The organism is Photobacterium sp. WH77, from assembly GCF_022014395.1.
GTDB classification, from domain to species: Bacteria; Pseudomonadota; Gammaproteobacteria; order Enterobacterales; family Vibrionaceae; genus Photobacterium; species Photobacterium arenosum.
Genome location: NZ_JAKLTE010000001.1, coordinates 259722 through 273423 on the forward strand (window position 1 = coordinate 259722; position 13702 = coordinate 273423).

At 50.1% G+C, this 13702-nt stretch carries 11 protein-coding genes and 2 tRNA genes; 11 read left to right on the forward strand and 2 right to left on the reverse strand.

Annotated features, from left to right (window positions below):
• Positions 1–56: 56 nt before the first annotated feature.
• A complete protein-coding gene (dacB, locus tag L6J37_RS01125) occupies positions 57–1469 on the reverse strand; it encodes a serine-type D-Ala-D-Ala carboxypeptidase (RefSeq protein ID WP_237793827.1) in 1413 nt (470 codons plus the stop codon).
• A 388-nt stretch (positions 1470–1857) separates the two neighbouring features.
• Here dacB and greA point away from each other — a divergent pair, with 388 nt between their 5' ends.
• Positions 1858–2331: a transcription elongation factor GreA gene (gene greA, locus L6J37_RS01130; protein WP_192015579.1), complete on the forward strand. Its 474-nt coding sequence runs from the start codon at positions 1858–1860 to the stop codon at positions 2329–2331.
• Between the two features lie 85 nt (positions 2332–2416).
• Here greA and yhbY read toward each other — a convergent pair whose 3' ends face one another.
• The gene (gene yhbY / locus L6J37_RS01135) at positions 2417–2713 is read right to left on the reverse strand and encodes a ribosome assembly RNA-binding protein YhbY (protein WP_027253076.1); all 297 of its coding nucleotides are present in this window, start codon (positions 2711–2713) and stop codon (positions 2417–2419) included.
• Between the two features lie 179 nt (positions 2714–2892).
• Here yhbY and rlmE point away from each other — a divergent pair, with 179 nt between their 5' ends.
• From rlmE to infB, 10 genes are all read left to right on the forward strand, one after another.
• A complete protein-coding gene (rlmE, locus tag L6J37_RS01140; RefSeq protein WP_027253075.1) occupies positions 2893–3522 on the forward strand; it encodes a 23S rRNA (uridine(2552)-2'-O)-methyltransferase RlmE in 630 nt (209 codons plus the stop codon).
• Positions 3523–3572: 50 nt separating this feature from the next.
• Complete coding sequence (gene ftsH, locus L6J37_RS01145) at positions 3573–5531, forward strand: ATP-dependent zinc metalloprotease FtsH (RefSeq protein ID WP_192015580.1); 1959 nt, start codon at positions 3573–3575, stop codon at positions 5529–5531.
• Positions 5532–5670: 139 nt separating this feature from the next.
• A complete protein-coding gene (gene folP / locus L6J37_RS01150; RefSeq protein ID WP_218383369.1) occupies positions 5671–6531 on the forward strand; it encodes a dihydropteroate synthase in 861 nt (286 codons plus the stop codon).
• Positions 6524–7861, forward strand: coding sequence for a phosphoglucosamine mutase (glmM, locus tag L6J37_RS01155; protein ID WP_192015582.1), 1338 nt, complete (start codon positions 6524–6526; stop codon positions 7859–7861). The genes folP and glmM overlap by 8 nt, the downstream gene beginning before the upstream one ends.
• 223 nt (positions 7862–8084) lie before the next feature.
• On the forward strand, positions 8085–8420 hold the full coding sequence (gene secG / locus L6J37_RS01160; RefSeq protein WP_192015583.1) for a preprotein translocase subunit SecG: 336 nt from the start codon (positions 8085–8087) through the stop codon (positions 8418–8420).
• Between the two features lie 11 nt (positions 8421–8431).
• A tRNA-Leu gene (locus tag L6J37_RS01165) sits at positions 8432–8516 on the forward strand.
• A gap of 60 nt (positions 8517–8576) precedes the next feature.
• A tRNA-Met gene (locus L6J37_RS01170) sits at positions 8577–8653 on the forward strand.
• 262 nt (positions 8654–8915) lie between these two features.
• Complete coding sequence (gene rimP, locus L6J37_RS01175; RefSeq protein WP_192015584.1) at positions 8916–9371, forward strand: ribosome maturation factor RimP; 456 nt, start codon at positions 8916–8918, stop codon at positions 9369–9371.
• A gap of 22 nt (positions 9372–9393) precedes the next feature.
• Complete coding sequence (gene nusA, locus L6J37_RS01180) at positions 9394–10881, forward strand: transcription termination factor NusA (RefSeq protein ID WP_192015585.1); 1488 nt, start codon at positions 9394–9396, stop codon at positions 10879–10881.
• Between the two features lie 23 nt (positions 10882–10904).
• Positions 10905–13622 (forward strand): translation initiation factor IF-2, encoded by a 2718-nt coding sequence (gene infB / locus L6J37_RS01185; RefSeq protein WP_192015586.1) that lies wholly within the window; start codon positions 10905–10907, stop codon positions 13620–13622.
• Positions 13623–13702 lie beyond the last annotated feature (80 nt).

Below are 13702 nucleotides of genomic sequence, written 5' to 3' on the forward strand. Positions count from 1 at the left end.
ACGGGCTTTTTTTGTGCCATTCTGAATGGCAGCTCGCGGCTCAAGCTTGTATCTGGTTAAAACGATTCATACAGATCTGTATATAACTGACGTTCGAATCTGAAAATTTCCGGCATGACAGCCGGGGCATCTTCTGTTTTTTCTGGTGGCAGATAGTTAGTGACAAACTGAACAAATAATAAAGGTTTGCCGGATTTGGCTGTCATCACGCCGGCTAAATTGAAAGTGCCGTAGAGAGAACCCGATTTAGCGGCCAGTCGACTTTTCAGCGGCTCATGCCGGATACTCTGGCGGTAACGCAGGGTGCCCGATTCGCCAGAAACGGGCAAATTAGCAAGTAAGTTCAGGCTGTCATTATGCTGGTAGATGTAAGTCATTACTTTCATCATATCACTGGCCATGATGCGGTTGTCCCGGGATAAGCCAGAACCGTCGGCCAGCACCGCCCGGCTCAGATCGATACCGGTATGCTCAGCTATGATCTGCTTGATTGCTTCAGTGCCATTGTGAAAACTGCCCGGTTGATCATAGAAGCGCTGCCCCAGGGTTTTGGCAAGGTTATCGGCAATCAGGTTGTCAGAATCTTCCAGCATAATTTTCAGCAATGCCGGTAAGGGTGCAGAGCTGTGACTGGTGATCTGCTGGCCTGTTTGAGTATCATCGCGCAGGATTTCGCCATCAAAAGCTATGCCTCTTCTGTCGAGCTCTTGCAATAGCACATCGCGGACATAGGCCTCGGTATCCACGACCGCAAAATTCAGCGGCAAGGGCTTGTCCCGCTGCGGCAGGCAGCCGTTGAGCTGGTAATGGTTGCCAGGCTGGGTTTGCAGCTCCAAAGAACAGAAGGTGGATTTTTGCTGCGCTTTGCTGACGACTTTGGCAAAGCTGGTGGCACTGACTGGCTGATGGGCAGGGATATGAAGCCGGGTCGGCTGGCCTAGTGGCTGGTCACTGTATAAGGCCGCCTGAACACAGTTGTGTTCCAGAGTGATACTGCTGGCCGGGGCACTGTAACAGACGCCAAGGCTATCCCAGGGCCAGCCGGATGCTTGTTCGTAGCCGGTAAACTGGCTGCCGTTGAGGTAGATATTCCCTTTGATGCGATGTACACCTTTTTGCTTCAAAGCGTGCAGCATAGCAGCAAGATCTCCACGCGATAGCGTTGGATCGCCACTGAAGCGGATAATATAGTGCTCTTTGTTCTGCTCTAGCCGAGTAGTAAAACGAAAGTTTTGATCCAGGTACAGTCTGGCAGCTAAGGCCGTCAGCAGTTTCTGAGTGCTGGCGGGAGCCTGCAATTGTTCAGCACGCTGGCTGAAAATGGCGTTGCCCGTTGCCGGGTCAGTAATAATGAGAGCCAGATCATGCCCTGAGGGGAGTGATGTCATCGCCACATCAGGAGAAAATTCGGCAAATACCGAATGGGATAACACGAGTGCAGCGAGAAATAAGCCAACTTTCTTTTTCATAATGGTGAAGAGCCGTTGTAAACCTAACTGGCAATCATAGGGGGTAAGAGAGCAGAGTGGCAATGAAAGTTCGTTAATATCCTGTAAGATATATTTTCCTATTCCGAATACCATCGTGCTTGTGCAGCAGGGAGCTCAGGCAAAAGCAGCTTCTGGCGGCCGCACTGCGAAATTGTGCAGGGCTGCAAGCAACGTAATATGATGGATAGACAGCGACTAAACCGCAAGCTGTAGACAGAGGTTGCATCCGAGGTCGTGTATTAGGTATCTTGTTAGGCAGAAAAGCCGTTTCTTCTATTCATGCGTTAGCCCAGACTTGTGCTGGGCTGGCTTTTTTTTTGTCCGAAAAGCAATCCTGCTTTTCTGGCGTTTCGAGGTAGATTACTTTATGGAAAAGATCCCAATGACAGTCCGCGGCGAACAGCAGCTGCGTCAAGAGCTGGACGCCTTGATGAAACGTCGTCCACAGATTACAGAGGCCATTGCTGAAGCTCGTGAGCTGGGTGACCTGAAAGAGAATGCGGAGTATCACGCGGCCCGAGAGGAGCAGGGGATCTGTGAAGCACAGATTCGCGATATTGAGTATAAGTTGTCTGTTGCTCAGGTTATTGATGTCACTAAGATGACGAATCACGGAAAAGTGATTTTTGGCTCCACAGTGACTTTGCTGGATGTGAATACTGACGGTGAAGTGACTTACTGCATCGTAGGGGATGATGAAGCTGATATTAAGAAAGGTCTGATTTCGGTTAATTCGCCAATTGCCCGTGGTTTGATTGGTAAACAGGAAGGTGATGAAGTCAGTATTGCCACGCCTGGCGGCCGAAAAGAGTTTGAGATCGAAAAGGTCGAGTACGTTTAATGGTCAGGGCCTGGTGCTTTATTGTTAATAAATGTAACAGCAACCGGGCCTTGAAAAGTAAAAAAGGCCGCGTTGGCGGCCTTTTTTATTTGCGGGGAAGTTCGATTTTCCTGTCTTCCGACTGACGGTACAGCACCAGGATATTACCGATAACCTGTACCTTTTCAGCCTGAGTTTCACGAACGATGGCATCAACAATCAACAGCTTGGTTTCGCGCTCTTCAGCGGCAACCTTCACCTTGATCAGTTCATGGTGGTTCAGGGCCAGTTCGATTTCAGACAGCACGGCTTCAGTCAGGCCGTTGGCGCCCATCAGGACTACAGGCTTGAGGCTGTGAGCAAGGCCTTTCAGGTATTGCTTCTGTTTGGTGCTTAGATTCATGGTGACTCAATATCTATAACAAGGGTTGAAAACAGGGTATTCTAACGCCATCTAGTCAATATGACTAACGTTGTTTCGTTACGCTGGTGTTCCTGCCAACTCTGGGCCACAGTAAAAGTAGTACTGCTGAACCAGAACGGGAACCATCGGCTGTTGGGTTGATTCGCATTGGGTAATGCATGAGTAAAAAGAAACATTCTGCCAGTTCTGGACGCTGGCTGAAGGAACATTTTGATGATAAGTATGTCATGGAAGCCCAGAAAAAGGGTTACCGTTCCCGAGCCATTTTCAAACTGGAGGAAATCCAGAGCAAAGATAAGTTGTTAAAACCAGGGATGACAGTTGTCGATCTGGGTGCTGCACCCGGGGGCTGGTCTCAGTATGCGGCCAGTGTTGTTGGCGATTCAGGGCAAGTGATTGCCTGTGATATTCTGCCAATGGATTCCCTGCCTGGTGTGAGCTTTTTACAGGGCGACTTCCGTGAAGAAGCTGTGCTGGATGCATTACTTGAGCGAATTCAGCCTGATATGGTTGATGTTGTTTTGTCTGACATGGCGCCGAACATGAGCGGCAATCTGGCGTCAGATCAGCCTAGAGCAATGTATCTTGTTGAACTAGCATTAGATATGTGCAGGCAGGTGCTTGCGCCCAATGGAAGTTTTGCGGTAAAAGTTTTCCAGGGCGAAGGCTTCGATCAGTATCTGGCTGAGGTGCGCAGCATGTTCAAGGCAGTTAAAATCCGTAAACCAGACTCATCCAGGGATCGCTCCCGTGAAGTCTATATTGTGGCTACAGGTTATAAACTGTAGTACCCTACATTCATCTTTAAAGTTATCGCGAGGTTAACACCTTGAGTGACATGGCAAAAAACTTGATTTTGTGGTTAGTCATCGCCGTGGTGCTGATGTCTGTTTTTCAGAGCTTCGGTCCGGGAGATAGTGCTGGCCGTCAAGTCGACTATACGACTTTTGTCCGGGAAATCGGTCAGGATCAGATTAGGGAAGTACGGTTCAGTGATCGTGAAATTACGGTATTTAAGCGTGATAACACCCGTTATGTGACTTACTTGCCTGTCCTGAATGATCAGAAATTGCTGGACGATCTGATTAATGCCAACGTAAAAGTGGTTGGGACACCACCGGAAGAGCCGAGCTTACTGGCTTCTATCTTCATATCCTGGTTCCCGATGCTGTTACTGATCGGGGTCTGGATTTTCTTTATGCGCCAGATGCAGGGCGGAGGTGGCAAAGGTGCCATGTCGTTCGGCAAATCTAAAGCACGCATGATGAGTGAAGACCAGATTAAAACAACGTTCAACGACGTTGCCGGCTGCGATGAAGCCAAAGAAGACGTGAAAGAGCTGGTGGATTACCTGCGTGATCCTAGCCGCTTCCAGAAACTGGGTGGTAAAATTCCAACCGGTGTGCTGATGGTAGGTCCTCCTGGTACGGGTAAAACCTTACTGGCCAAAGCCATCGCCGGTGAAGCGAAAGTCCCTTTCTTTACTATCTCTGGTTCTGACTTCGTCGAAATGTTTGTCGGTGTGGGTGCATCCCGTGTCCGTGACATGTTTGAACAGGCTAAGAAAGCGGCACCTTGTATTATTTTCATCGATGAAATTGATGCAGTAGGTCGACAGCGTGGTGCGGGCGTTGGTGGTGGTCACGATGAACGTGAGCAGACACTTAACCAGATGCTGGTGGAAATGGATGGTTTCGAAGGTCACGAAGGTATTATCGTGATTGCAGCTACCAACCGACCAGATGTTCTGGACCCGGCCCTGTTGCGTCCTGGTCGTTTCGACCGTCAGGTCGTTGTCGGTCTGCCCGATGTGCGTGGCCGTGAACAAATCCTGAAAGTGCACATGCGCAAGGTACCGCTGGATGGGGATGTTGAACCATCACTGATTGCCCGTGGTACGCCAGGTTTCTCTGGTGCTGATCTGGCCAACCTGGTGAATGAAGCGGCGCTGTTTGCTGCCCGTGGCAACAAGCGTACTGTGTCTATGGTGGAATTCGAACTGGCGAAAGACAAGATCATGATGGGCGCTGAGCGTAAATCTATGGTGATGTCTGAAGAGCAGAAAGAATCGACTGCTTATCACGAAGCGGGCCATGCCATTATTGGCCGACTGGTACCGGATCATGACCCGGTTTATAAAGTGTCCATTATCCCTCGGGGTCGGGCACTGGGTGTGACCATGTACCTGCCGGAGCAGGATCGCGTCAGCCACTCCAAAGAGTATCTGGAGTCGATGATTTCCAGCCTGTACGGTGGCCGACTGGCAGAAGAGCTGATCTACGGGGTAGAAAAAGTCTCTACCGGTGCATCAAACGACATTGAGCGTGCGACTGATATTGCTCGTAAAATGGTTACTCAGTGGGGCTTCTCGGATAAATTGGGTCCTCTGCTGTACGCGGAAGATGAGGGTGAAGTATTCCTGGGTCGTTCAGTGACTAAGACAAAACACATGTCTGATGATACTGCGCGTACTATTGATACTGAAGTTCGTGCCATTATCGACCGTAACTATGAGCGAGCGCGTGAAATCCTGGCGGGTAATATGGATATTCTTCACTCAATGAAAGATGCATTGATGAAGTATGAGACCATAGATGCGGGTCAGCTTGACGACCTGATGGAGCGTAAATCTGAAATTCGCGCACCAAAAGGCTGGGGTGACAAAGATGACACCCTGAAAGCGGAAGCTCCTGAGTCACAAGACAAAGCCAATGATGCGGCAAGCGACAAGCCGGCTGAGAAGCCTGAGCAGGTTCAGCCACACCACAGCGAAGAAAATGATAAACCGCAGGCCTGATGCCTGGCGGTGAATATAAAACCCCGGGGTGACTCGGGGTTTTTTGTTTCTGCTGTGTCAGATATTCTCAGTTCAGTTGTAAAGAAACAAGCGAGCCTCGGTATAGTATGAGCGCTCCCCCAGTCAGGAGTAATGGGCCTTGTTACTGAAAAGCAAAGAAAAAATATTAGACCTTTCTTATCCTCATGCCATGGGAATCCTCAATTTCACCCCGGATTCATTTTCTGATGGCGGTAAATTCAATCAGTTGGACGACGCCTTAAGACATGTTGAAGACATGCTGGCCGTCGGAACCAGTATCATTGATATTGGCGGTGAATCGACCCGACCCGGTGCGGCCGATGTGTTAGTCGCGGAAGAGCTCGACCGTGTTGTGCCTATTGTGGAAGCAATTGCCCAGCGATTTGATTGCTGGATCTCAGTGGATACCAGTAAAGCGCAAGTAATGACTGAAACCGTCAATGCCGGGGCCGATTTAATTAATGATATTCGCGCACTGCTTGAGCCGGGTGCAATGGAAGCCGCTGCGGCTGCCGGTGTTCCTATTTGTTTAATGCATATGCAGGGCCAACCGCGTACAATGCAACATCAGCCGCATTATGATGACCTGCTGTCAGATGTGAATACGTTTCTTTCGGAGCGCATTCAAGCCTGTGAAAAAGCCGGTATTCGTCGTGATCAACTGTTGCTGGATCCTGGGTACGGTTTTGGTAAAACCCTGGAACACAATTATCAGTTGCTGGCACATTTGGAGCAGTTCCATCAGTTTGGCTTACCGCTGCTGGTAGGAATGTCCAGAAAATCCATGATTTGTAAATTACTGAATAAAACACCTGCGGAAGCACTGGCAGGGAGCCTGGCCTGCGCTGCCATTGCAGCGATGAAAGGCGCCCAGATTATCCGTGTCCATGATACCCGTGAAACACAGGATGTACTGGCTGTCTGCCGTATGACGCTTGAACAGGAAAATAAAGCGCTAGGAGCGAATATTAATGGCTGAACGTAAATATTTCGGCACCGATGGTGTCCGTGGCCGTGTTGGCCAGTCACCCATCACCCCTGAGTTTGTATTGAAACTGGGCTGGGCGGCGGGCCGCGTGTTGTCACAGCAGGGCACTAAAAAAGTCATTATTGGAAAAGACACACGTATTTCCGGTTATATGCTGGAATCTGCACTGGAAGCCGGTTTGGCCGCCGCTGGTTTGCAGGCCGCATTTACCGGGCCAATGCCGACACCTGCCGTGGCCTATCTGACGCGGACATTTCGTGCTGAAGCTGGCATTGTGATTTCGGCCTCTCATAACCCGTATTATGACAACGGTATCAAGTTCTTCTCATCTGAAGGGACCAAACTGCCTGACGCTGTAGAAGCGGCCATCGAAGCTGAAATGGATAAAGAACTGGTCTGTGTCGAATCTGCCAGCCTCGGCAAAGCCTATCGGATTAACGATGCGGCCGGCCGTTACATCGAATTTTGCAAGGGAACGTTTCCATCCCATTTGAGCCTGGAAGGCTATAAGGTTGTTGTCGACTGCGCTCACGGTGCCACTTATCACATTGCGCCGAACGTCTTTCGCGAGCTGGGTGCGGAAGTGATCACACTGGGCTGCGAGCCAAATGGTATTAATATCAACGCCGAGGTCGGGGCTACGGATGTGCGCGCCTTGCAGGCTAAAGTCCTGCAGGAAAAAGCGGATTTCGGTATTGCACTGGACGGTGATGGTGACCGGGTGATCATGGTCGATGAAGACGGTAACAAGGTCGACGGTGACCAGATTGCGTATATCATTGCCCGTGATGCATTGCGTCGTGGCGAGCTAAAAGGGGGCGTCGTAGGTACATTAATGACAAACCTGGGGATGGAGCTGGCGCTGAAAAATCTGGGTATCCCGTTTGTTCGCGCTCAGGTCGGCGATCGCTATGTGATGGAAGAGCTGGTTAAAAACCAGTGGACCATTGGCGCGGAAAACTCTGGCCATGTCATAGTGCTGGACAAAGTGACGACAGGTGACGGCATAGTGGCTGGCCTGCAGGTGATGGCCTCAATTGTCAGCAGTAAATTGTCACTCAAAACCTTGTGTGAAGGGCTGACAATGTTCCCGCAAGTGCTGGAAAATGTCCGTTTCGCTGGCGATTCCAACCCATTGGAATCTGAGGCGGTACTGAGCGCAAAAGCAGCCGCAGAAGCGAAACTCGGTGAGCGTGGTCGCGTATTATTGCGTAAATCTGGTACTGAGCCGCTCATTCGTGTCATGGTTGAAGGTGAAGACGGTACTCTGGTGAGTGATTCGGCCTTGTCGATTGCTGCTGCTGTGAAAGAGTGCTGTTAACAGCTTGCCTTGAAAGGGATTCCGGTTTGTCAGTCTTTAACCGGAATCCTTATCTGAAAACTGTTTATTTATTACACAAGCGATTCATCAATCACTACATTCTGAGAAAAATCGCTTGTCACTCCTGTCGGCATTCGCTAGTATTCCCTCGCTCCTGACAAAGGGGTGCGCTGGCACTGCTGTTGCAAAGCCGGCACAACACTATGGAACATAGGTGGAACCCATGTACGAAATTCTACTTGTGATTTATCTGTTGGCTGCGCTTGGTGTAATTGGCCTGGTTCTGGTTCAACAGGGTAAAGGCGCAGATATGGGAGCCTCATTCGGGGCTGGTGCATCAGGAACTTTGTTCGGTGCCAGCGGCTCTGGTAATTTTTTGACCCGAATGACTGCAATTTTTGCAACTGTATTTTTTGTGATCAGCTTGGTTCTGGGCAATTTAAGCGCAAAACAAGCGGATGCAACAAGTGGCTGGGAAAACTTAAGTGCCCCAGCACAACAAGAACAAGCTGTTGATACAACTGAGCAAGCGCCTGTAAATAGCGATATTCCTCAGTAATTAACAGATTTGCCGAGATGGTGAAATTGGTAGACACGCTAGCATGAGGTGCTAGTGCCGTAAGGTGTAGGGGTTCAAGTCCCCTTCTCGGCACCATTGTTTCCGTTACTTGAAAGAGTAACCACTGAGAGATATAATCGCTCTCAGAATTACGGACGCGGGGTGGAGCAGCTTGGTAGCTCGTCGGGCTCATAACCCGAAGGTCGTCGGTTCAAATCCGGCCCCCGCAACCAACTTGGACGAAGGTTTGAGTTATTTTCTCAGGCCATCGATGGATTGCCGCCCAGATTAAACCGGCGCCATAACCGAGTTTTGAAAGACGACGATTCCCGGAACAGAATCGATTTCGTTTTTCTGCTATAACCTTAAGAGGTTTTAGCTATCAGGGTCCAGAGATAATAAACCCCGTAATTCGGGGTTTTTTATTATCTGAAACATGACCATTCAGGTATCTACTGGGCTTTAATGCCCTTTTTTTGTTTCCAGGGGGTTGTCTTGACCGCTTTAGAGATGCAACTAACTGAACTACTGGACGCGCCAGTTACTGCCTTGGGCTATGAACTGGTGGGTCTGGAGTTTATTCGTGCGGGTGAACATTCCACGTTGCGTGTGTTCATTGACCATGAAAACGGTATCACAGTCGATGATTGTGCCGACGTGAGCCGTCAGATCAGTGCAGTGATGGATGTTGAAGATCCTATTACTGTTGCTTATAACCTGGAGGTTTCTTCCCCGGGTCTGGAACGTCCGCTGTTCAGAGCGGCACATTATGAGCAGTTTATTGGCCACGAGGTCAGCCTGGTCCTGAAAATGGCGATGAACAATCGCCGTAAGTGGAAAGGTGACATTGTTGCCGTTGACGGTGAGCTAGTCACGTTGAACGTGAAAGGCGATGAAGAAACCTTTGCGCTTAGCAATATTGCCAAAGCCAACCTGGTTCCAAAATTCTAACCGCTAAATTGGGGCATTAGAAATGAACAAAGAAATCTTGGCTGTCGTTGAAGCGGTATCCAACGAGAAAGCTGTTCCGCGTGAGCGTATCTTCGAAGCATTGGAGATCGCACTGGCAACAGCAACAAAGAAAAAGTACGAAGCTGAAATTGACGTGCGTGTTGCGATTGATCGTAAAACGGGCGACTTCGATACTTACCGTCGCTGGAAAGCCGTGGATGAAGTAACGGCGCCAACTCTGGAAATGACTCTGGAAGCCGCGCAGTATGACGATGAAACTGTAGAGCTGGGTGATTATGTTGAAGAGCAGATTGATTCTGTAACCTTTGACCGCATCACTACACAAACGGCAAAACAGGTTATCGTACAGAAAGTACGTGAAGCTGAGCGTGCGCAGATCGTTGAACAGTTTATCGATAATGAAGGTGAGCTGATCACCGGCGTGGTGAAGAAAGTCAACCGCGATGCCATTATTGTTGATCTGGGTAACAACGCTGAAGCTGTGATTCTGCGTGAAGACCAGTTGCCACGTGAAAACTTCCGTCCAGGTGACCGCGTACGTGGTCTGCTGTATGCTGTGCGCCCGGAAGCGCGTGGTTTCCAGTTGTTCATGACTCGTTCTAAGCCTGAAATGCTGTCTGAATTGTTCCGCATCGAAGTACCGGAAATCGGTGAAGAGATGATCGAACTGATGGGCGCTGCCCGTGATCCTGGCTCTCGTGCCAAGATTGCAGTGAAAACCAATGACAAACGTATCGATCCTGTCGGTGCTTGTGTTGGTATGCGTGGTGCGCGTGTTCAGGCGGTATCCGGTGAGCTGGGTGGTGAACGTATCGATATCGTACTGTGGGACGAAAACGCCGCTCAGTACGTTATCAATGCTATGGCACCGGCTGAGGTGAGCTCTATCATCGTTGATGAAGACAACCACACCATGGATATCGCGGTTGAGAAAGACAATCTGGCGCAGGCCATCGGTCGTAGCGGTCAAAACGTTCGACTGGCATCTGTCCTGACAGGCTGGGAGCTGAATGTGATGACTGTGGAAGATCTGCAGAAAAAGCACCAGGCCGAAGCGCAGGCGTCGATTGATCTGTTTGTTAAATACCTGGAAATCGATGAAGAATTCTCGATCGTTCTGGTTGAAGAAGGCTTTACCAGCCTGGAAGAAGTAGCCTATGTACCTGTTCAGGAATTAATGTCAATTGACGGCCTGGACGAAGATACGGTTAACGAATTGCGTAACCGTGCGAAAGAAGCACTGACCACTATTGCCCTTGCGCAGGAAGAGTCTTTGGATGGGGTTGAGCCTGCCGAAGACCTGCTGAGCCTGGATGGTATGGAACGCGACCTGGCGTTCAAACTGGCCGCTAAAGGTATCTGTACGCTGGAAGATCTGGCTGACCAAGGTACTGATGACCTACTGGACATCGAAGGCCTGAATGAAACCAGCGCGGGTGAATTGATCATGGCTGCCCGTAATATCTGCTGGTTCAGCGACGAAGCATAATTAATTAGCAAGGGAGGAGCAGCATGTCAGAGGTTTCAATTAAGGCACTTGCCGAAGAAATCGGTACCCCGATTGATCGTTTGCTTCAACAGTTTGCCGATGCTGGTATCAGCAAAAAAGCTGAAGACAGTGTCAACCAACAGGAAAAAGAGTCTCTGTTGAGCCACCTGAAGAAAGAACACGGTGGTAACACTGACGAGGCACCGACCCGCCTGACTCTGCAACGCAAAACCCGTAGCACGCTGAGTGTATCGGGTACAGGCGGAAAGAGTAAAAACATTCAAGTAGAGGTGCGCAAAAAGCGCACCTATGTCAAGCGTTCAGCCCTTGAAGAAGAGCAGCGTGCGGAAGACGCGCGCAAGGCTGAAGAGGACGCTAAGCGTGCTGCAGAAGAAGCGGCGAAGCGCGAAGCTGAAGAGCGTGCTAAACGTGAAGCTGAAGAAAAAGCTCAGCGTGAAGCGGAAGCAAAACGCTTAGCAGAAGAGAAAGCCCAGCAGTCGGAGAAGCAAGCTAATCGTGATGCCGTGGATACCAATCCACGTCAGGCAGAAGAGAAAGCGAAACGCGCTGCTGAGCAACAGGCTAAAAAAGAAGCTGAAGAACTGCAACGCCGCCGGGAAGAGGAAGCCAAGCGTAAAGCCGAGGAAGACAGTCAGCGTCAGCTAGAAGAGGCACGCAAAATGGCAGAAATCAATGAAAAGAACTGGTCGAAAAAGGACCAGGAAACAGGTGCTATGGAACAATCAGACTACCACACGACTACCTCCACCTATGCCCGTGCGGCGGAAGATGAACAAGACCGCCGCGAGGAAGAATCTCGCCGCCGTGCTAAGAAGAAAAAAGCTGCCAGCGGTCCTAAGGGTGATGAGCCGCGTGAGCGTGCGATGCCTCAGCGTGGCGGCCGTAACCAGCGTGGTCGTGGCAAACAGCAAATGAGCAAGCCTACATCAATGCGTCATGGTTTCGACAAAACAGCCACCGTTGCTAAAGCGGATGTTGTGATCGGTGAAACCATAGTGGTTGCTGAACTGGCCAACAAGATGGCGGTGAAAGCGGCTGAAGTCATCAAAGTGATGATGAAGCTTGGCGCTATGGCCACCATCAACCAGGTTATCGATCAGGAAACCGCACAGCTGGTTGCTGAAGAAATGGGCCACAAGGTTATCCTGCGTAAAGAGAACGAGCTCGAAGAAGCCGTACTGTCTGATCGCGACGAAAACCTGGCAGTTGTTCCTCGTGCTCCTGTTGTTACTATCATGGGTCACGTTGACCACGGTAAAACATCTACTCTGGATTACATCCGTAAAGCGCACGTTGCTGCAGGCGAAGCCGGTGGTATTACGCAGCACATTGGTGCATACCACGTTGAAACTGACAACGGTATGATCACCTTCCTGGATACCCCTGGACACGCCGCGTTTACCGCTATGCGTGCCCGTGGTGCTCAGGCAACGGATATCGTTATCCTGGTTGTTGCCGCAGACGATGGCGTTATGCCACAGACAATAGAAGCGATTCAGCATGCCAAAGCGGCAGGCGTTCCTTTGATTGTTGCTGTGAACAAGATCGATAAAGAAGATGCTAACCCAGACAATGTGAAGAACGAGCTGGCACAGTACAATGTTATGCCGGAAGAGTGGGGCGGCGAGAACATGTTTGTTCACATCTCTGCGAAGCAGGGTACGAACATCGATGGTCTGCTGGAAGCGATTCTGCTGCAAGCTGAAGTTCTGGAGCTGAAAGCCGTTTCTGAAGGCATGGCGAAAGGTGTCGTGGTTGAATCCCGCCTGGATAAAGGCCGTGGTCCGGTTGCGACTGTGCTGGTTCAGGAAGGTACGCTACGCAAAGGTGACATCGTACTGTGTGGCCTGGAATATGGTCGCGTGCGTGCTATGCGTGATGAACTGGGCCGTGAAATTGAAGAAGCTGGTCCATCTATCCCGGTTGAGATTCTGGGTCTGTCAGGTGTACCGTCTTCTGGTGACGAAGCGACAGTTGTACGTGATGAACGTAAAGCGCGTGAAGTTGCACTTTACCGTCAAGGTAAGTTCCGCGATGTGAAACTGGCTCGCCAGCAGAAAGCCAAGTTGGAGAATATGTTCTCTAACATGACTGCAGGTGAAGTGGCTGAACTGAATGTTGTGCTGAAAGCTGACGTACAGGGCTCTGTGGAAGCAATTGCCGATTCACTGCGCAAGCTGTCAACTGAAGAAGTGAAAGTGAACATCGTCGGTTCTGGCGTAGGTGGTATCACTGAAACTGACGCCGTACTGGCTGCAGCGTCTAACGCTATTCTGCTTGGCTTCAACGTTCGTGCTGATGCGTCAGCCCGTAAGACTATCGAAGCTGAGAACCTGGATCTGCGCTACTATTCCATCATCTATCAGCTGATTGATGAAGTGAAAGCAGCGATGGGCGGCATGCTGTCCCCTGAGTTCAAGCAGGAAATCATCGGTCTGGCTGAAGTGCGTGATGTGTTCAAGTCACCGAAACTGGGCGCAATTGCAGGTTGTATGGTTACCGAAGGTACCATCAAGCGCAACAACCCAATTCGTGTACTGCGTGATAACATTGTTATTTACGAAGGTGAGCTGGAATCACTGCGTCGCTTTAAAGATGACGTACAAGAAGTGAAGAACGGTTACGAGTGTGGTATCGGCGTGAAGAACTACAATGATGTTCGCGTTGGTGACCAGATTGAAGTTTTCGAAATCGTTGAAATTCAGCGTACGCTGGATTAATCAGGTTGCTCGCTGACCTGGAATAAACACTGGGGAGCTTCGGCTCCCCTTTGTGTCGAGGTAGGCGGCCGACTTTTAGA

What these genes read in the sequence shown, in the direction of transcription:
- secG (WP_192015583.1), top strand. Translation starts at nt 8,085, where the DNA reads ATGTACGAAATTCTACTTGTGATTTATCTGTTGGCTGCGCTTGGTGTA.
- dacB (WP_237793827.1), bottom strand. Translation starts at nt 1,469, where the DNA reads ATGAAAAAGAAAGTTGGCTTATTTCTCGCTGCACTCGTGTTATCCCAT.
- ftsH (WP_192015580.1), top strand. Translation starts at nt 3,573, where the DNA reads ATGGCAAAAAACTTGATTTTGTGGTTAGTCATCGCCGTGGTGCTGATG.
- yhbY (WP_027253076.1), bottom strand. Translation starts at nt 2,713, where the DNA reads ATGAATCTAAGCACCAAACAGAAGCAATACCTGAAAGGCCTTGCTCAC.
- greA (WP_192015579.1), top strand. Translation starts at nt 1,858, where the DNA reads ATGGAAAAGATCCCAATGACAGTCCGCGGCGAACAGCAGCTGCGTCAA.
- glmM (WP_192015582.1), top strand. Translation starts at nt 6,524, where the DNA reads ATGGCTGAACGTAAATATTTCGGCACCGATGGTGTCCGTGGCCGTGTT.
- rlmE (WP_027253075.1), top strand. Translation starts at nt 2,893, where the DNA reads ATGAGTAAAAAGAAACATTCTGCCAGTTCTGGACGCTGGCTGAAGGAA.
- infB (WP_192015586.1), top strand. Translation starts at nt 10,905, where the DNA reads ATGTCAGAGGTTTCAATTAAGGCACTTGCCGAAGAAATCGGTACCCCG.
- nusA (WP_192015585.1), top strand. Translation starts at nt 9,394, where the DNA reads ATGAACAAAGAAATCTTGGCTGTCGTTGAAGCGGTATCCAACGAGAAA.